Origin of the sequence: Hydrogenophaga sp. 2FB (genome assembly GCF_005503365.1) — a bacterium.
In the GTDB taxonomy this organism is placed as follows: Bacteria; Pseudomonadota; Gammaproteobacteria; order Burkholderiales; family Burkholderiaceae_C; genus Hydrogenophaga.
Genome location: NZ_SCML01000042.1, coordinates 27,423 through 44,769, shown reverse-complemented (window position 1 = coordinate 44,769; position 17,347 = coordinate 27,423). Strand labels below are relative to the sequence as shown.

Genomic DNA, 17,347 nt, shown 5'->3' with positions numbered 1-17,347 from the left:
GCCGCCTGGCAGGCTCAGGCAAGGGCTTCGCCCTCAGCTTTCCTGAACCGGCTCGGGCGCGGGCGCGCTCTTGAACAAGGCGGGCACCTTGTTGCGGCGTGTCTTGATGTTGGGCGAGACACCGCTGCTGCGCACCGCGGTGCGCTGGGACGCTTCCCAGGCCGGCGGCGTGTCGCTGGCGGCGCTGGGTTCGTAGGGCTTGTCGAACAAGGGATCGGCCGGTGGACGCGGCGCACGGGGGGCCGGACGGTGGTCGCCACGGGCCTCGCGGGATGGCCGGCTATCGCGGCTTTCGCGAATGGCCCGGCTCTCGCGCCTCTCGCTGTCCTGCCCGCCCTCAGGCTGTTGCCAGGCGCGTTGGCCATCGTTGAAGCGGCCCGCCGGACGGCGATCGGCTTCGAACTCCAGTGCTTCGAGTTCGAGCTTCTTGCCCAGCAGTTTTTCCAGGTCGCCCATCAGGCGCGTATCGCGCCCGCTCACGAACGACACCGCCAGGCCCGACGCCCCCGCGCGACCGGTGCGGCCAATGCGGTGCACGTAGTCTTCGGCGTTGAACGGGATGTCGAAGTTGAACACCGCTGGCACGTCCTTGATGTCCAGGCCACGCGCGGCCACGTCGGTGCAGACCAGCAGGTCGACCTCGCCGGCCTTGAAGGCGGCCAGCGCCTTCAGGCGTTCGTCCTGGCTCTTGTCGCCATGCAGCGCGGTGGTGTTGAGGCCCTCGCGCTCCAGCGAACGCGCCAGGCGTGCGCAGCCGAGTTTGCTGTTGACGAACACGAAGGCCTGCTTGATGCCGCGTTCGCGCAGGATCTGCTTGAGCGTGCCGCGTTTGTCGTCGTCCTCGACGCGGTAGAAATGCTGTTCGACGGTGGAGGCAGTGGCGTTGGAGCGCGCCACCTCGATCGTCACCGGGTCCTGCAGGTAGCTGTTGGCCAGGCGCTTGATTTCGGGCGAGAACGTGGCCGAGAACAGGAGCGTGGTGCGCTGCTTGGGCAGGTAGGAGAGGATGCGCTGCAGGTCGGGCAGGAAGCCGATGTCGAGCATGCGGTCGGCCTCGTCGAGCACGACGTATTCGACCTGGTTGAGCACGCAGTTCTTGGCCTCGATGTGGTCCAGCAGGCGGCCGGGCGTGGCCACCAGGACTTCGACGCCCTTTTTCAGCTCCAGGGTCTGCGGCTTCATGTCGATGCCGCCGAACACCACCGTGCTGCGCAGGCTCGTGTACTTGGCATACAGCTTGACCTGCTCGGCCACCTGGTCGGCCAGCTCGCGCGTGGGCAGCAGCACCAGGGCGCGCACGGGGTGGCGCGCGGGCGAGGTGGAGGTGTTTTCGTGCTTGAGCATGCGCTGCAGCAGGGGCAGCGTGAACGCGGCGGTTTTGCCGGTGCCGGTCTGGGCCGCGCCCATCACATCACGGCCTTCGAGCACCACGGGGATGGCCTGCGCCTGGATCGGCGTCATGGTCTCGTAGCCCATTTCGGCCACGGCCCGCTCGATGGCAGGCGAAAGGGAAAGTTCGGAGAAGGATTGGGTCATTGGCGTCAAAGTTAGCCCGGTATTGTCTCACTTTGACGGTTTTTGGCCGAAAACCGCGCCCTGCTGCTGCATTTCCCCCTGCCGCGACGGCAAGAACAACCCCACAGACCGCGCCGATGACGGGCATGAGACGCCTGCGCGGCCCAGTGTGCTCCGACGGTGCGTGGCAGCGCCATGCACGCCCAGGCAAGACACCTATGCCGATCGGCGCAACTCAGATTGTCGAAATAAAGAAATAATTTCGAAAATTCTGAACACGTCAACAGGACACTGGAGACACACATGACGCAATGGACCGTGCCAATGGCGAACATGGCACCCAGCGGATCGGCCACTTTCTCCGATGCCGTCGCCGACAGCCTGCGCGCCGACATCGTGAGCGGAGCGTTGGCACCTGAGGTGCGTTTGGGCATGAAAGACCTGTGTGCCCGCTATGCGATGGGCATGAGCCCCATCCGGGAGGCATTGCACAGGCTGGTGGGCGAAGGCTTTGTGCATTTCAGTGGGCAGCGGGGATTTCGGGTGCCCGCGCTGAGTCTGGAAGACATCGAGGATCTGACGCTGCTGCGCGAACTGACCGAGGAAGCCGCCGTGCGACAGGCCATCGCGCGCGGGGGCGACGCCTGGGAAGCCGGCATCGTGGCCGCGTTCCACCGCTACGAGCTGCAAGTGCGGCGCATGGGCGACTTCTCAAACTTTGACGACAAGGCGATCCGCCTCTACGACGCCACACACCGCGACTTCCATACCTCGTTGTACGTCGGGGTCGTGTCGCCACGCGTTGCCGCACTGCACCGAAACCTGTTCGACCAGGCCTACCGCTACCGCAAGACGCTGCACAGCCCGCCCAGCTCGACGAAGCGCGCCATCGCCGTGCACCGCGACCTGATGGACCGGGTGCTCTCGCGAGACCCCGAGGCTGCGGTGGCGGCTTTGCACGCCCATCTGCGCACCACGCGCGATGCCACCGCACGCGCGCTGGGTGCGGCGGCGGGCCCTGCCGCCTAGCGCTCCGCCGGCAGACGGACATCCGCTGCCGGCTTCTTTTTTCCCACAACGACCGGAGACATTGCATGACCGATCCGTATTCCCCTGCGCGAAGCATTCGCCTGCGCCGGCCCCATCTCATGCGCAGCTTGGCCGCGGTCCTGGCCATGGCCTTCTGTGGCGCTGTGCAGGCCGCCGGTGCGTTGAACGAGGCCCGCCACCGCGTGTTGCTTCAGGAGGGTTCCGCGCAGATCGACGTGATCGTCGAAGGTCGCGGCCCGGCGCTGGTGCTGCTGCCGTCCTCGCAACGCGACTCGGAAGATTTCGACGGGCTGGCGGCGCTGCTGGCCATGCGCGGCTTTACCGTGCTGCGACCGCAACCGCGCGGCATGGGAGCGAGCCGCGGGCCCATGGAAGGTCTGAGCCTCAGCGTGCTGGCCAGCGATGTGGCCGCCACTGTGCGGCGGCTGGGTGGTGGACGCGCCGTTCTGGTGGGTCACGCTTACGGCCACTTCGTCGCGCGGGTCGCGGATATGGAGCACCCCGCGCTGGTGCGTGGTGTGGTCGTGGCGGGCGCCGCTGCACGCACCTTTCCTGCCGGCATGGTGGAGGCGCTTGCCGTCGCATCCGACCCCACGAAGGCGCGCGAAGACCGCCTGCAGGGTCTGCGCCTGGCCTTCTTCGCGCCGGGCAGTGACCCCGAGCCCTGGTTGAACGGCTGGCATCCCGCGTTGCGCGATGTCTACCGCAAGGCCGGTGCGGTGCCCTCCAAAGACCTCTGGTGGCCCGTGACCAACGCGCCCGTCCTCGATCTGCAAGGCGACCAGGATCCCTGGCGGCCCGCCGGAACGCGCAACGAACTCAAGGATGTGCTGGGCGACAAGGTCACGGTCCACACCGTGCGAGGCGCCAGCCACGCCTTGATCCCCGAACAACCACTCGCGGTGGCGGACGCCATCGCCGACTGGGCGGCTGCGCTGCCGCGCTGAGTGCCACCCCACATTGAACGACCACAGGAGAACCACATGCCTTTCGACAACGACATTCGTCTCAACGCCGCTGCACGTGCTCCGCGCCGCACCGTGCTGGCCGTTGGCCTTGCCTTGACGGTGGCCGCGCTGCCCGCCGCCTGGGCGCAGACGCCATGGCCGGCCAAGCCTGTGCGCATCGTGGTGCCCTTCAACGCGGGAGGCCCCGTCGACCAGTTGGCCCGCGTGATGGCGCTGAAACTGGCGCCCATCCTGGGCCAGCCGGTGGTGGTCGAGAACAAGGGCGGCGCCGCCACCATCATCGGCTGGGACACGGTAGCCAAGTCCGCGCCCGACGGCTACACGCTGTTGATGGCGGGCGTCGGCGGGCGGGCCATCCTGCCGAGCCTGGCCAACCTTCCCTACGACCCGGCGAAAGACTTCGCATCCGTCACGCGCGTGGCCAATTCGCCCAACGTCTTCGTGGTGCAGAGCGGACGCGGGCCACAGAATCTCAAGGACTGGCTGGTCCAGGCGAAGGCCAGCCCCGGCAAGCTGAACGTCGGCCTGGCGGCACCGGGCACGCTCACGCATTTTGCGGGCGTGGTGCTGCAGAAGGAGACCGGCATCACGCTGACGGAGGTGCCCTACAAGGGTGGCGCGCCCGCCGTCAACGCGCTGTTGTCCGGTGAGATCGACGTGCTCACCGCCGACATCGGCGCGGTGCTGCCCTTCGTGCAGTCGGGCCGGCTGACCGCACTGGCCGTGGCCGATCGCAGCCGATCCCCATTCCTGCCACAGGTGCCCACACTGACCGAACTGGGGGTGGCTGACATTGACGGCGTGAATGTCTTCGGCCTGTACGCACCGGCGCGCACGCCGCGCGACGTGCTCACCCGCATCGCGCGCGCCTCGGCCGACGTGCTGCAGCAGCAGGAAGTGAAGGACATCTTCGCCAAGTTGGGCATGACGGCCGAAGCCAGCACGCCGGAACAGTTCGAAGCCATCAACCGCGCGCAGACCGAGCGCTGGGCGCCGATCGCACGGGCCAGCGGCGTGCGCATCAACTGAAGAGCAGGCAAGCGCGGATGACCGACCACACACACGACCCTGCAGCCCGCAGCTGGGTGGCCAGCGCGGACCACCCCGACACCGATTTCCCATTGCAGAACCTGCCGCTGGGCGTCTTCACGCTGCGCGGGCGGGAGCAAGATACACCGCGTATCGGCGTCGCCATCGGCGACCAGGTGTTCGATCTGCTACAGGCGCTGCCGCTGCTGCCCGCGCTGCCGCCCGAGGTGCGCGAGGCGCTGTGCTCACCGCGCCTGAACGCACTGTTCGCGCTGGGCCGCCCGGCCATTGGCGCTGTGCGGCACGCCGTGTGGCGGCTGCTGGAAGCAGGCTTCGCCGAACGCCAGCGCGCCGCGGACGCATTGCGACCGCAGTCCGATGTCGTGTTGCACCTGCCCTGCGATATCGGCGACTACACGGACTTCTTCGCTTCACCCAACCACGCGCGCAACACCTTCAACCTGTTCCGCCCGGGGCAAACCTTTCTACCCAACTTCGTTCATCTGCCCATCGCGTACCACGGCCGTGCATCGTCCATCGTGCCGGCCGGCGCACCGCTGCGGCGCCCCTGGGGTCAGGTGCGAATCCATCCTGACGGCTCACCTCAGGTGGTGCCCACGCGCAAGCTCGACATCGAAGTCGAACTTGGCTTCTACGTAGGCCAGGGCAATCCGCTGGGCCAACCGGTCCCACTGAGCGAGGCCGAGCAGCATCTGGCCGGCGTGTGCGTGCTCAACGACTGGTCGGCACGCGACATACAGGCGTTCGAATCGCAACCGCTTGGCCCGTTCCAGAGCAAGAACTTCTGCAGCAGCCTGGCACCGTGGGTGGTGACCCTGGAAGCGCTCGCCCCTTTCCGTGCGGCAGCGGCGCCGCGCGAGAGCGCAGCACCCCCGCTGCAGCCTTATCTGGAGCACCCGGCCGATGCAGCCGCTGGTGCGTTCGATATCCGCCTGGAAACATCGCTGCGCACCGAAGCCATGCGCCAGCGTGGCGAGCCGCCTGTGCCGATCACCCGTTCCCGCTTCGCGCACGACGTGTGCTGGACGCCCGCGCAGATGCTGACGCACCACACGCTCGGTGGCTGCAACCTGCGCCCCGGCGATCTGCTGGGCAGCGGCACCATCTCCGGCCCCGAGCCGGGCACCGAGGGCAGCCTGCTCGAACTGACCTGGAACGGGGCCCGACCGTTGGCACTACCGCACGGGGAATCGCGCACCTTCCTGCTCGACGGCGATGAGGTCACGCTCACCGCGTGGTGCGAGCGCGAGGGGTTTCGCCGCATCGGTCTGGGCCGCTGCACCACCCTCATCCGGCCGGCGCTCGAAGCGCCCTACTGAACATCCCACGAAAGGACTTCTCATGTCGCGCATCATCGATCTGTCGATTCCCCTGGAGAACGACGTGCTTTCCGACCCCGCGCCGCTGGCGCCCAAGATCACCTACTTCACCCACCGTGGCCCCGCGGTGGAATCGATGCTCAAGTATTTTCCCGGTGCGCAACCCGAGGATCTGCCCGACGGCGCGGCCTGGGCCTTCGAGCGCGTGGCGTTGAACACCCACAACGGCACCCACCTCGACGCGCCCTACCACTTCCATCCCACGATGAACCACGGCGAGCGCGCGCTCACGATCGACGAGGTTCCCCTGGACTGGTGCTTCCAGCGCGGCGTGAAGCTGGACTTCCGCCACTTTCCCAACGGCTACGTGGCCACGGCCGCGGACGTGGCGACCGAACTCGCCCGCATCGGCCACGAACTGCAGCCGCTCGACATCGTGGTCGTCAACACAGCCGCCGGCGCGCGCTACGGCCACGACGACTTCGTCGAGTCGGGCTGCGGCATGGGCTACGAGGCCACGATGTACCTGCTGGAACGCGGTGTGCGCCTGACCGGCACCGACGCCTGGAGCTGGGACGCGCCGTTCTCCCACACGGCCGAGAAGTTCAAGCAGTCGGGCGATGCCAGCCTGATCTGGGAGGGCCACAAGGCGGGTCGTCACATTGGCTACTGCCATCTGGAGAAGCTGGGCCAGCTCGACCAGTTGCCCTCCACGGGTTACCGCATCGCGTGCTTCCCGGTCAAGATCAAAGGCGCTTCGGCCGGCTGGACACGCGCGGTCGCGATCATGTCGGAGTGAGAGAGCACCCCGCGCAGACGCGGGGGCTGGCGTTCAAAGCGTCGCCGCTTTGAAGGTGTCGCAGGACTGGATCGCGCCACTCTGCAAACCGGCATTGAACCAGCGCTGGCGCTGCGCGCTGGTGCCATGGGTGAAGCTGTCCGGCACCACCTGGCCCTGGCTCTTGCGCTGCAAGGCGTCGTCGCCGATGGCGGCGGCGGCGTTGAGTGCCTCTTCCACGTCACCCGGCTCCAGGATGGCCTTGTTCTTGTGGTTGTGGTGCGCCCAGATGCCGGCAAAACAGTCGGCCTGCAGCTCCAGCCGCACCGACATGGCGTTGTACTCGCGCTCGCTCACGCGGCCACGCGCCTTCTCCATCTGTTCCGTCAGACCCAGCAGGTTCTGCACGTGGTGGCCGACCTCGTGCGCGATCACGTAGGCCTGGGCGAAATCGCCTGGCGCGCCGAGCTGGCGGCGCAGCGTGTCGTAGAAGGCCAGGTCGATATACACCTTCTGGTCACCCGGGCAGTAGAACGGCCCCATCGCCGCCTGGCCGGTGCCACAGGCCGTGGGCGTGGCACCCCGGAACAGCACGAGGCGCGGCTTCTGGTACTGCGCGCCGGCCTGCTGGAACACCTGGCCCCACACGTCCTCGGTGCCGCCGAGCACGGCGGCCACGAATTTGCCCATGTCGTCGGTGGGCGCCTGCGTCGGGCCTTGCGTGGTTTCCACCTGCGCCGTGGGGGACGAGCCATCGCCCACGCCGCCGAGCACGCCGAGGATGGTCATGGGGTTGATGCCGAAGATCCAGCCCGCCACCAGCGCGATGGCGATGGTGCCCAGGCCGATGCCTTTGCCACCGACGCGTCTGCCGCCACCACCCAGACCACCGAACCCACCACCGCCCGGGTCAGCGCGGCGGTCTTCGACCTGGTCGGACTGGCGGTTGTTTTCCCATTTCATGGCATGCCTCCTGCGCAACGCAAGCCGTTGCTCACGCCATTATCCGGCGCGTTCAGGCTTTGGGTAGGGTCACGCCGACTTGGCCCTGGTACTTGCCGCCACGGTCCTTGTACGAGGTCTCGCAGACTTCGTCGCTCTCGAAGAACAGCACCTGGGCGCAGCCCTCGCCGGCGTAGATCTTGGCCGGCAGCGGCGTGGTGTTGCTGAACTCCAGCGTCACGTAGCCTTCCCACTCGGGCTCGAACGGCGTCACGTTGACGATGATGCCGCAGCGCGCGTAGGTGCTTTTGCCCAGGCAGATCGTGAGCACGTTGCGCGGGATGCGGAAGTACTCCATGGTCCGCGCCAGCGCGAAGCTGTTCGGCGGGATCACGCAGACGTCCTTGTTGATGTCCACGAAGGAGTTCTCGTCGAAGTTCTTCGGGTCGACCACCGTGCTGTGGATGTTGGTGAACACCTTGAATTCCGGCGCGCAGCGGATGTCGTAGCCGTAGCTCGACGTGCCGTAGCTGATCACCTTCTTGCCATCCACCTGCCGCACCTGGCCAGGCTCGAACGGTTCGATCAGGCCGTGTTGTTCGGCCATGCGGCGGATCCATTTGTCGCTTTTGATGCTCATGGGGCGCGATTGTAGGTGCCGTCTCCCACCCCTCCGGCCCACGAGTGTCCCCGCGAACTTCCCGGAATTTCAGTAATTACTGAAAATTCAAGCCAAAACCGTTACAGTCCGCGTCATGCCGCTGCAAGACCACCTCCCGCCCCTCAACCGCGAGTTCGTTGCCCACTTCGGGGAAATGGGCAGCCGCTGGGGCATCAACCGCACCGTGGGGCAGATCTACGCCCTGCTGTTCATTTCGCCCAACGCGCTCAACGCCGACGAAATCGCCGAGACGCTGGAGTTCTCACGCTCCAATGTGAGCATGGGTCTGAAGGAATTGCAGGCCTGGCGCCTGGTGCGGCTGCGCCACCAGGCGGGCGACCGGCGCGAGTACTTCGAAGCACCGGCCGATGTGTGGGAGATCTTCCGCGTGCTGGCCGAGGAACGCCGCCGGCGCGAGGTGGAGCCCACACTCTCCATGCTGCGCACCGCGCTGCTCGAAACGCCCAAGACAGACGCCGAACGCCATGCGCAGGCGCGCATGCGCGAGATGCACGACCTGATCGACCGGCTCATGACCTGGTTCGACGACGTGCAGAAGCTCGCGCCCGAAACCGCCATGCAACTCATGGGCATGGGCGCCACCGTCACACGCGTGTTCGAGCTCAAGGACCGCCTCACCGGCAAGTCGCCCGCCCGCGCCGCCAAGCGCCCCGACACGGCCACCTGAGCACCCACCCCAACCCCACAGGACCTCAACACCATGGACGCCCTGCTCCTCTCGCGCCTCCAGTTCGCGGCCAACATCAGTTTCCACATCCTGTTCCCGACCATCACGATCGCGATGGGTTGGTTCCTGCTGTACTTTCGCCTGCGCTTCCTGAAAACGCGCGACCACGCCTGGGAAGAGGCCTACTACTTCTGGACCAAGGTGTTCGCGCTCAGCTTCGCGCTGGGCGTGGTCTCGGGCATCGTGATGAGTTTTCAGTTCGGCACCAACTGGCCGGGCTTCATGGAGAAAGCGGGCAACATCGCCGGTCCGCTGCTGGGCTACGAGGTGCTCACCGCCTTCTTCCTGGAGGCGAGCTTCCTCGGCATCATGCTGTTCGGCCGGGGCCGCGTGAGCGAGCGCGTGCACGTCACCGCCACCTTCCTCGTGGCGTTCGGCACCACCATGTCGGCGTTCTGGATCCTGAGTCTGAATTCGTGGATGCAAACGCCTGCGGGTTTCGAAATCATCGATGGCAAGTTCATCCCGGTCGACTGGTTCGCGGTGGTTTTCAATCCTTCGTTCCCCTACCGCCTGGCGCACAAGCTGCTGGCCTCTACGCTGACCGCCTCGTTCCTCATCGCCGGCCTGTGCGCCTGGCAACTCATCAAGGGCAGCGCCATTGGCGGCACGCACAAGGCGCTGCGCACCGCCGTGATCGTCGCCTCCGTCGCGATGCCGCTGCAGTTCCTGGTGGGCGACATGCATGGCCTGAACACGCTGGAGCACCAGCCCGCCAAGATCGCCGCGCTCGAAGGCATCTGGCACACCGAGAAGAGCGCGCCGCTCACGCTGTTCGGCTTTCCCGACGAAGCCGCCGGCACCACGCACTACGCGGTGAAGATTCCCAAATTGGGGAGCCTGATCCTGGCGCACGACGTGGATGCCGAGATCAAGGGGCTTAACGAGTTTCCCGATGCCCATCCGCCGGTGGCGCCGATCTTCTGGGCCTTCCGCGTGATGGTGGGCGTGGGCTCGCTGATGCTGGTCGTGGCCTGGACCGCGGCTTGGCGGCTGTGGCGCCAGCGCAAGTCGTCGGTGGACGGGAAGATCCAGTTGCCCAGGCTGCTGCTCGGTGTGCTGGCGGGCATGACGTTCTCCGGCTGGCTGGCCACGCTCGCGGGCTGGTACGTCACCGAGATCGGCCGCCAGCCCTTCCTGGTCTATGGCCACCTGCGCACCGCCGACGTGGCCACCACCCTGCCCTCGCCCTTGATCGCGGTGACGCTCACGGCCTACCTCATCGTCTACGGCCTGCTGCTCATCACCTACGCGGGCGTGCTCAAGTACATGGCCGAACACCCACTCAAGCATGCCCCCGAAGCGCCGCATGGCGCCGAACTCGGCAAGGCCGGCGTTTGATGCTGCACACAGGAGAAACACCATGACATGGGCCGAAGCACTCCCCCTCATCTTCCTCGCCGTGATGGGCCTGGCCCTGCTGGCCTACGTCGTCCTCGACGGCTACGACCTCGGCGTGGGCCTGCTGCTGCCACTGGCCTCAAGCAAGGAGCAGAAGGACACGATGATCTCCAGCATCGGCCCGTTCTGGGACGCCAACGAAACCTGGCTGGTGCTGGGCGTGGGCGTGCTGCTGGTGGCCTTTCCGATGGCCTACGCGCCCGTGTTGCAGGCGCTGTACCTGCCGGTGGCGGTGATGCTGATCGGCTTGATCCTGCGTGGCGTGGCGTTCGATTTCCGCGTGAAAGCACCCACGAAGTACCTGCCGTTCTGGAACCGCGCGTTCTTCGTCGGCTCGCTGCTGGCCAGCGCCTCGCAGGGCTGGATGCTGGGCAGCTACATCACCGCCTTTGACAGCGGCTGGCTGGGTCTGGCGTTCAGCCTGGGCATCGCCATCACGCTGCCAGCGGCCTACACCCTGCTCGGCGCGGGCTGGCTCATCATGAAGACCGAAGGCGAGCTGCAGGCGCACGCCGTGCGCTGGGCACGGCGTGTGCTCTGGCCCATGGGCTTCGCGCTGGTCGCGATCTCGGTGGCCACGCCGCTGGTGCATCCGGGCGTGGTGGAGAAATGGTTCGGCATGCCCCAGGTGTTTGGCCTGATGCCAATCCCGCTGAGCTGCGCCATCGCCTTCTTCGCGGTGCGTTGGGTGGTCACGCACCCGAATGTGGTGAAGGCTGGCTATGGCTGGGTGGTGTTCGCGTCCACCGTGTTGATCTTCGTGCTGGCCTTCTTCGGCCTGGCGTACAGCATCTTCCCGGACATCATCATCGGCCGCATGACGGTGTGGCAGGCCGCCATCTCCACGGGCTCCCTCACCGTGCTCTTCATCGGTGTGGCGATCACGCTGCCGGTGATCATCGTCTACACGGTCTTCATGTACCGTGTTTTCTGGGGCAAGGCGCACCCGTTGACGTACAACTGAAGCGGCCTGACGTAGGGCGCGGGCACGAAGCCGAGCGCCCGCGCCACATCGCTCACCCGCGCATGGATCAGGACATGCTGCACACCGTTCTCGCTTTGAATGACTTTTTCGGTGACGAAGCCGAAGCAACGGTACAGCCTGGCCAGCAACGGTGAGCAGGATGCGTGCAGGTGCTGCGCGCCGCTGGCCTTGACCAACGCCTGCACAGCGAGCGTGATGCATGCCCGCAGCAGCGCCATGCTGCGGTGCTCCGGCGCCACGATCAGACGGCCCACCTCCCAACTCCGCGCGCCGAACCCCTCTTTCGATCGGGTCGCCTCGGCCCAGCGCTTTTCCGCCAGGGTGACGCCGTGGCCACAGGGAATGAAACGGATCGTGGCCACCAGCTCGTCACCGCGCTGAATGGCCATGACCATGCCGAGCCGGTCTTTCAGACTCTCCATTTCTCCCGCGCTGGGTTCCAGGTCCCGTTCGGCATCCATCGGGGCATGCTGGCGCAAGCCCTGGATGAGCGCCTGCTCGGTGGCCATGTCGAGCACACGCACGCTCAACCCCGAAAGCGCGGCTGGCGGCGCGAGATGCGCGCGCTGGCCGTCTTGAAGCCCGACGGTGCGCCGCGCACGTGGAACGCGGTGGGAGCCGATGTAAGGCGACAGTGCAATCGTCTGCATGAAATTCCTCCAATGTTTGAACAAACAAAACGCCTTTCGGGCGCGGAGGAATGATGAGCAGGTTCATGCGTCGGGCGAATTCGTCACCCGTAACTCCTGCAAGAGAGAGGGCGGGCCAGGTGCGAAGCCGGGCCCGCCGTGGTGCGCCGGCTCAGCCGGCAGCCACCACCGTCCGTTCGATCACGCGGTCGTCACCCAGCACGATCAGCGCGAACAGCAACTCGTCCAGGTTGTTGGCCTGCGAGGTCTTGCGTTCGAGCAGGGGCGTGGCCTTCGGGTTGAGCACCACGAAGTCGGCTTCATGACCAGGCTGCAGGTTGCCCACGGTGCCTTCGAGGCCCAAGGCGCGCGCGGCACCGGCCGTGTGTTGCCACCACAGCTGGCCCGGTGTGAGGCTGGTGCCTGGCTTGGTCTGCCCCTCGCGGCCCACGCAGTAGGCGGCGAGCATGGTGCGAAACGGCGAGAAGCTGGTGCCGCCGCCCACGTCGCTTGCGAGACCGTAGCCCATGCCGGCGGCATCCGCGGCGAGATAGTCGAAGAAGCCGCTGCCGAGAAACTGGTTGCTGGTCGGGCTCACGGCGGCGGTGGTGCCGGTGCGGGCCATGAGCTCGCGGTCGGCTTTGTCGAGGTGAATGCAATGCGCGTACACCGCGCGCGGGCGCAGCAGGCCGAAGTCGCCGTACACGCCGAGGTAGCTGCGCGCCTCCGGGAACAGTTCGGCCGCCCAGCGCACCTCGTCCAGGTTTTCCGCCACGTGCGACTGGATCCACACATCGCCGTACTTCGCCGCCAGTTCACCGGCCCCGCGCAACTGCGCGGGCGTGCTGGTAGGCGCAAAACGCGGCGTGATCGCGTAGCCCAGGCGGTCCACGCCGTGCCAGCGCTGGATCAAGGCTTCGGTGTCGATCAGGCTCTGTTCGGTCTCGTCGCGCACGCCGTCTGGGCTGTGGCGGTCCTGCAGCACCTTGCCGGTGATGAAACGCAGGCCGCGTGCGCGCGCCTCTTCGAACGCCGCGTCCACCGACACGGGGTGCGAAGTGGCAAAGGTGAGCGCGGTGGTGACACCGTTGCGCGCGAGTTCGTCGAAGAAGAACGTGGCGACTTCGCGCGCGTGCTCGCGATCGTGAAAGCGCGATTCGTGCGGGAAGGTGTAGTTCTCCAGCCAGGGCAGCAAACCCGCCGCGGGCGCGCCGATCACGTCGGTCTGCGGGTAGTGGATGTGCATGTCGATGAAGCCCGGCGCGATCAGCTTGCCGCTCAGGTCTTCCACTGCCACACCGGGGAAATTACCGATCAGCGCCGCATGGCTGCCCGCGGCGCGCACCACGCGGCGGCCCTGCGCATCGGGCCCGACGACGAGCAGGCCGTCGGCATCGAACACGGGCGACTGGTCGTCGGCAAAACGCAGCAGCGAGGCACGGTAGGCTTTCATGGCGCGCAGCTTAACGCGTTGCTCGCGTCCGGCCATACGGCACAGCCGATAGGGGCCATGCCATCGCCGTATGTCTTCAGCGCTCCAGCGAACCCTGCACGCCTTCGGCCAGCCAGTTCATGTTGAGGATGTCGGCATCGGTCAGCGACTGGCCAGCCTTGAGCACTGTACGCCCCTGGTTGTCGCGCAGGTCGGCACGGGCGCGGAACACCTGGAGCTTGCCGGCGGCCATGTCGGCCTGGCGCGCCAGCACTTCCTTGCGCACCTTCTCGGGCACCTTGGGGCCAAAACCGTCGACGCGGATCATGCCTTCCTTCACGCCGCCCCACACGCTGGCGCTTTGCCATGTGCCGTCGAGCACGGCCTGCACGCGGCGGGTGTAGTAGTCGCCCCAGAGGTGCGTCACGGCGGCGATCTGCGCATCGGGCGCGACCGAGCGCATGTCGGAGTGGTAGGCCACGGCAAGTTTGCCGCGCTCCTGCGCCGCCACCATCACCGCCGTGGAGCCGGTGTGAAAGGCCAGCACCTCGGCGCCCTGGTTCATCAGCGTCATGGCGGCGTCGCGCTCGCGCGGCGGGTTGAACCACTCACCGAGCCACACCACCTTCACCGTGGCGCGCGGGTTGACCGAGCGCATGCCCAACGTGAAGGCATTGATGCCCTGCACCACCTCCGGAATCGGGAAGCCCGCGATGTAGCCCGCCTGCGTCGCCACACGGCCCGCGGCCACGCCGGCCAGGTAACGGCCCTCGTAGTAGCGTGCGTTGGCGGTGGCCACGTTGGCCGCGGTCTTGTAGCCGGTGATGGACTCGAACTTCACATCCGGAAAATCGCGCGCCACCTTGAGCGTGGGCTCCATATAGCCGAAGCTGGGCGTGAAGATGATGCGGTGGCCTTGCTGCGCCAGATCGCGGATCACGCGCTCGGCGTCGGCACCTTCGGGCACGTTCTCGACAAAGTGCGTTTCGACCTTGTTGCCCAACGCGGCCTGCACCGCCTGGCGGCCCAGTTCGTGCTGGCGCACCCAGCCTGCGGGCGTGAGCGGCGTCACATAGACAAACGCGGCCTTGAGCGGTGGTGCGGTCGTCTGTGCCTGGGTGGAAAGGGGGAGTAAAAAGCTGGCGGCCGCCAGTGCGCACGCGCACCTGGCCACGAGGTTTTTGTACATGGTGGTCCTCTACATGGCTTCCGTGAATGAAAAAGCGAGCCGGGGAAGCACCGGGCTCGCTGGGGCAGATTTTACGCCTGCCGTGATCAGTCAAAGATCGCGTTGCTGGGACGGCTCCGCTGGCTGCAGTAGCCAGCGGTCGATTACGTCGTCAACAAAGTGGCCGTTGACGGCATGCCCTTCAACCAGCAAGATTTTGTCGATGGTCCACGGAATGGGTCGGATACGGTGTGTGCGAAGCGCAAACCACGGATCCGTGTCAGCGCGACGGTGCAAGCGGATGCACGGACTTGCGCGCAGGCGCGCCATAACCGTTCGACCTCCGATTGTTCGTACACCGGCACCGTCAGCGACTGGTGCCAGTTCGCGGGATCGAACATCGCGCCTTGCAATTGTGTCCTCAGGCCGATGGCGTCCAAGACACTCTTAAGGTCCTCCAGCACCAAGGGTGGAGGCATGGCCACGACCAGGAACCGTGATGGGGTCATGGCCGCATCGACCTTCAGCTTACGATGGCTTGGTCCAGCTTTGCCATCAACTCGGCACGCCGCTCGTCGCTCACGAAACTGGCCTCGAAGCTGTTGCGCGCCAGGGTGATGACATCGTCACGCGAGAGCCTGAGCGCCTCGACGGTCTGCACGAAGTTGGCGTTCATGTAGCCGCCGAAATAGGCCGGGTCGTCGGAGTTGACGGTGGCGCACAGGCCGGCGTCGAGCAGGCGCTTCATGGGGTGGTCTTTCAGGTCGCGCACCACGCACAGCTTGAGGTTGGACAGCGGGCACACTGTGAGCGGCATGCGCGTGCGCGCCAGCTCGGCCACCAGCGCCGGGTCTTCGAGCGAGCGCACGCCGTGGTCGATGCGCTCGGTCTTCAGGTCGTTCAGCGCTTCCCAGATGTAGGCCGGCGGTCCTTCTTCGCCCGCGTGCGCGACGAGGCGCAGGTCCAGCTCGCGGCAGCGTGCGAACACGCGCGAGAACTTCGACGGCGGGTGCCCCACCTCGCTCGAATCCAGCCCCACGCCGATGAAGCGCGGGCGGTGCGGCAGCGCGGCCTCGAGCGTGGCGAAGGCGTCTTCTTCGCTCAGGTGGCGCAGGAAGCACAGGATCAGCGACGCGCTGATGCCCAGCTCGGCCCGCGCGCGGTCGCAGGCGCTGGACAGGCCGTTGATCACCGCGGCCATGGGCACGCCCCGCGCGGTGTGGGTTTGCGGGTCAAAGAAGATTTCGGTGTGCACCACGTTGTCGGCCTTGGCGCGCAGGAAGTAGGCCCAGGCCATGTCGTGGAAGTCGGCTTCGTGCAACAGCACGCTGGCGCCGGCGTAGTAGATGTCCAGAAAGCTCTGCAGGTCGGTGAAGGCATAGGCCGCGCGCAGAACCTCCACGCTGGCGTAGGGCAGGCTCAGGCCGTTGCGCTGCGCGAGCGCGAAGATCAGCTCGGGTTCAAGCGAGCCTTCGATGTGGATGTGCAGTTCGGCCTTGGGGATGGCGGCGGCGAGTTGGGTGGGGGTCATGCTCATGGGGAATTGTCCTCAGCGTTGGGGCGAGACCGCCTCGAGAGAAATGATGCCACGCGTGCCCCGCCCAGGTGTTGCATTCAACACGTGCCGAGCACAACGCCCAGGCGGTTCAGGTAGCGGCGGTATGCGCTGGACACGCGGTCGGCCGGGCCGTGCACCTCGGTGACGGGCACGGTGCGCCCCACCGGCAGGGCGCGAGGGCGCTGCGATTCGACCACCGGGCGGTCCTGCGCGAACACCGCGTCCTGGAAATCAATGAGTTCCTTGTCGCTCGATGTATCGCCTTGCGTGGCCATCACGAACCAGGCCGTGCACATCTCGTTCCCGTCGGGCCGGATGAAGAGCGCGATGGCGTTGCTCACCGGGTCGCCTTGCGTGGCGTCCTTGCGCAGAATGGCGGCGAACGGGTGCGGCACGTCGTAGCGGTAGGCGATCCAGGTGCCTTCTCCGGCACTTGCATACGCGCGCGGCTGCCAGGCGCGTGCGTCGCTCACCACGAGTCCGGCCAGGCCAGTGCCCTCCTCGACCACACCGGTCTGCACCTGCGCGTGGCCACGTTCGCCCAGCCAGCCTTCGTGCACGAAGCCGAAGTGGCTCAGGTCGAGGAAGTTTTCCACCAGGCGGGGTGCGCTGGTGTTGAGTTCGTAGGGGCCGCAGAGCACGGTGCGCCAGGTGGCGTCGTCGCTTTGCGCGAAGGCGGGCGGGTCGGCCAGATCGGGCGACAGGGGATTCGTGGGCGCATGCAGGCGCACCCACACCAGGCCGTGCTGCTCGCGCGCTTCGAACACGGTAGCGCGGTGGGCGGCTGGTGGCACGAAATCGGGTGCCGCGGGGATGTGCTGGCAGCGGCCTTCGCCGGCGGCGAATTGCCAGCCGTGGTACGGGCATTCGAGGCGCGCGCCGTGCACGCCGATCAGCACGCGGCCCAGCGAGAGCCTGGCGCCTCGGTGCGGACAGCGGTCGACCCAGGCGTGCACGTGCGAGCCGTCGTGGGAGTGCTCGCGCCAGAGCACGAGCGGTTGGCCCAGCAGGGAACAGGCCACGGGTTCGTGGCGCACCTGGTGGGAGGCGGTCACGGGGTGCCAGAGTTGTTGTTCGATCATGTGGCTTTCATCCTGATAGACCGCGCTTTGCCCTCGCCTCAACCCTCTCCCGCCAGCGGGA

The 17,347-nt window shown here is 66.8% G+C and carries 16 protein-coding genes; 8 read left to right on the top strand and 8 right to left on the bottom strand.

What is annotated here, in order from left to right; translation table 11 throughout:
• Positions 1–33: 33 nt before the first annotated feature.
• Positions 34–1,536: a DEAD/DEAH box helicase gene (locus FFS09_RS21700; protein WP_137920993.1), complete on the bottom strand. Its 1,503-nt coding sequence runs from the start codon at positions 1,534–1,536 to the stop codon at positions 34–36.
• A gap of 282 nt (positions 1,537–1,818) precedes the next feature.
• Between FFS09_RS21700 and FFS09_RS21695 the strand changes: the two genes are divergently transcribed.
• From FFS09_RS21695 to FFS09_RS21675, 5 genes are all read left to right on the top strand, one after another.
• A complete protein-coding gene (locus tag FFS09_RS21695; protein ID WP_137920992.1) occupies positions 1,819–2,544 on the top strand; it encodes a GntR family transcriptional regulator in 726 nt (241 codons plus the stop codon).
• A 65-nt stretch (positions 2,545–2,609) separates the two neighbouring features.
• The gene (locus FFS09_RS21690; RefSeq protein ID WP_252374466.1) at positions 2,610–3,512 is read left to right on the top strand and encodes an alpha/beta fold hydrolase; all 903 of its coding nucleotides are present in this window, start codon (positions 2,610–2,612) and stop codon (positions 3,510–3,512) included.
• A 36-nt stretch (positions 3,513–3,548) separates the two neighbouring features.
• A complete protein-coding gene (locus FFS09_RS21685; RefSeq protein ID WP_137920990.1) occupies positions 3,549–4,562 on the top strand; it encodes a Bug family tripartite tricarboxylate transporter substrate binding protein in 1,014 nt (337 codons plus the stop codon).
• A gap of 17 nt (positions 4,563–4,579) precedes the next feature.
• Complete coding sequence (fahA, locus tag FFS09_RS21680; RefSeq protein ID WP_137920989.1) at positions 4,580–5,902, top strand: fumarylacetoacetase; 1,323 nt, start codon at positions 4,580–4,582, stop codon at positions 5,900–5,902.
• A 22-nt stretch (positions 5,903–5,924) separates the two neighbouring features.
• Entirely contained in the window at positions 5,925–6,701 is a 777-nt protein-coding gene (locus FFS09_RS21675; RefSeq protein ID WP_137920988.1) for a cyclase family protein, read from the top strand.
• Positions 6,702–6,734: 33 nt separating this feature from the next.
• Here FFS09_RS21675 and ypfJ read toward each other — a convergent pair whose 3' ends face one another.
• Entirely contained in the window at positions 6,735–7,643 is a 909-nt protein-coding gene (gene ypfJ / locus FFS09_RS21670) for a KPN_02809 family neutral zinc metallopeptidase (RefSeq protein ID WP_137920987.1), read from the bottom strand.
• 52 nt (positions 7,644–7,695) lie between these two features.
• On the bottom strand, positions 7,696–8,262 hold the full coding sequence (gene dcd, locus FFS09_RS21665; protein WP_137920986.1) for a dCTP deaminase: 567 nt from the start codon (positions 8,260–8,262) through the stop codon (positions 7,696–7,698).
• 115 nt (positions 8,263–8,377) lie between these two features.
• Between dcd and FFS09_RS21660 the strand changes: the two genes are divergently transcribed.
• The 3 genes from FFS09_RS21660 to FFS09_RS21650 are packed head-to-tail and all read left to right on the top strand — an operon-like array spanning position 8,378 to position 11,396.
• Entirely contained in the window at positions 8,378–8,971 is a 594-nt protein-coding gene (locus FFS09_RS21660; protein WP_137920985.1) for a GbsR/MarR family transcriptional regulator, read from the top strand.
• Positions 8,972–9,004: 33 nt separating this feature from the next.
• On the top strand, positions 9,005–10,372 hold the full coding sequence (locus tag FFS09_RS21655; protein WP_137920984.1) for a cytochrome ubiquinol oxidase subunit I: 1,368 nt from the start codon (positions 9,005–9,007) through the stop codon (positions 10,370–10,372).
• Between the two features lie 22 nt (positions 10,373–10,394).
• Entirely contained in the window at positions 10,395–11,396 is a 1,002-nt protein-coding gene (locus FFS09_RS21650; protein WP_137920983.1) for a cytochrome d ubiquinol oxidase subunit II, read from the top strand.
• Here FFS09_RS21650 and FFS09_RS21645 read toward each other — a convergent pair.
• The 5 genes from FFS09_RS21645 to FFS09_RS21625 all read right to left on the bottom strand — a co-directional run bounded on the left by FFS09_RS21645 (position 11,336) and on the right by FFS09_RS21625 (position 17,286).
• Positions 11,336–12,067, bottom strand: a complete 732-nt coding sequence (locus FFS09_RS21645) for a GNAT family N-acetyltransferase (RefSeq protein WP_137920982.1) — start codon at positions 12,065–12,067, stop codon at positions 11,336–11,338. The two genes, FFS09_RS21650 and FFS09_RS21645, sit on opposite strands and share 61 nt — an antisense overlap.
• A gap of 151 nt (positions 12,068–12,218) precedes the next feature.
• Positions 12,219–13,499: a guanine deaminase gene (gene guaD / locus FFS09_RS21640; protein WP_137920981.1), complete on the bottom strand. Its 1,281-nt coding sequence runs from the start codon at positions 13,497–13,499 to the stop codon at positions 12,219–12,221.
• Between the two features lie 76 nt (positions 13,500–13,575).
• On the bottom strand, positions 13,576–14,667 hold the full coding sequence (locus FFS09_RS21635) for a BMP family ABC transporter substrate-binding protein (protein WP_137920980.1): 1,092 nt from the start codon (positions 14,665–14,667) through the stop codon (positions 13,576–13,578).
• A gap of 502 nt (positions 14,668–15,169) precedes the next feature.
• Positions 15,170–16,177, bottom strand: coding sequence for an adenosine deaminase (locus tag FFS09_RS21630; RefSeq protein ID WP_137921003.1), 1,008 nt, complete (start codon positions 16,175–16,177; stop codon positions 15,170–15,172).
• An 83-nt stretch (positions 16,178–16,260) separates the two neighbouring features.
• Positions 16,261–17,286, bottom strand: a complete 1,026-nt coding sequence (locus FFS09_RS21625; RefSeq protein ID WP_137920979.1) for a Rieske 2Fe-2S domain-containing protein — start codon at positions 17,284–17,286, stop codon at positions 16,261–16,263.
• Positions 17,287–17,347 lie beyond the last annotated feature (61 nt).

Bases quoted from the DNA above. Each gene is read 5' to 3' on its own strand.
- FFS09_RS21700 (WP_137920993.1), bottom strand. From the start codon at position 1,536: ATGACCCAATCCTTCTCCGAACTTTCCCTTTCGCCTGCCATCGAGCGG.
- FFS09_RS21695 (WP_137920992.1), top strand. From the start codon at position 1,819: ATGACGCAATGGACCGTGCCAATGGCGAACATGGCACCCAGCGGATCG.
- FFS09_RS21690 (WP_252374466.1), top strand. From the start codon at position 2,610: ATGACCGATCCGTATTCCCCTGCGCGAAGCATTCGCCTGCGCCGGCCC.
- FFS09_RS21685 (WP_137920990.1), top strand. From the start codon at position 3,549: ATGCCTTTCGACAACGACATTCGTCTCAACGCCGCTGCACGTGCTCCG.
- fahA (WP_137920989.1), top strand. From the start codon at position 4,580: ATGACCGACCACACACACGACCCTGCAGCCCGCAGCTGGGTGGCCAGC.
- FFS09_RS21675 (WP_137920988.1), top strand. From the start codon at position 5,925: ATGTCGCGCATCATCGATCTGTCGATTCCCCTGGAGAACGACGTGCTT.
- ypfJ (WP_137920987.1), bottom strand. From the start codon at position 7,643: ATGAAATGGGAAAACAACCGCCAGTCCGACCAGGTCGAAGACCGCCGC.
- dcd (WP_137920986.1), bottom strand. From the start codon at position 8,262: ATGAGCATCAAAAGCGACAAATGGATCCGCCGCATGGCCGAACAACAC.
- FFS09_RS21660 (WP_137920985.1), top strand. From the start codon at position 8,378: ATGCCGCTGCAAGACCACCTCCCGCCCCTCAACCGCGAGTTCGTTGCC.
- FFS09_RS21655 (WP_137920984.1), top strand. From the start codon at position 9,005: ATGGACGCCCTGCTCCTCTCGCGCCTCCAGTTCGCGGCCAACATCAGT.
- FFS09_RS21650 (WP_137920983.1), top strand. From the start codon at position 10,395: ATGACATGGGCCGAAGCACTCCCCCTCATCTTCCTCGCCGTGATGGGC.
- FFS09_RS21645 (WP_137920982.1), bottom strand. From the start codon at position 12,067: ATGCAGACGATTGCACTGTCGCCTTACATCGGCTCCCACCGCGTTCCA.
- guaD (WP_137920981.1), bottom strand. From the start codon at position 13,499: ATGAAAGCCTACCGTGCCTCGCTGCTGCGTTTTGCCGACGACCAGTCG.
- FFS09_RS21635 (WP_137920980.1), bottom strand. From the start codon at position 14,667: ATGTACAAAAACCTCGTGGCCAGGTGCGCGTGCGCACTGGCGGCCGCC.
- FFS09_RS21630 (WP_137921003.1), bottom strand. From the start codon at position 16,177: ATGACCCCCACCCAACTCGCCGCCGCCATCCCCAAGGCCGAACTGCAC.
- FFS09_RS21625 (WP_137920979.1), bottom strand. From the start codon at position 17,286: ATGATCGAACAACAACTCTGGCACCCCGTGACCGCCTCCCACCAGGTG.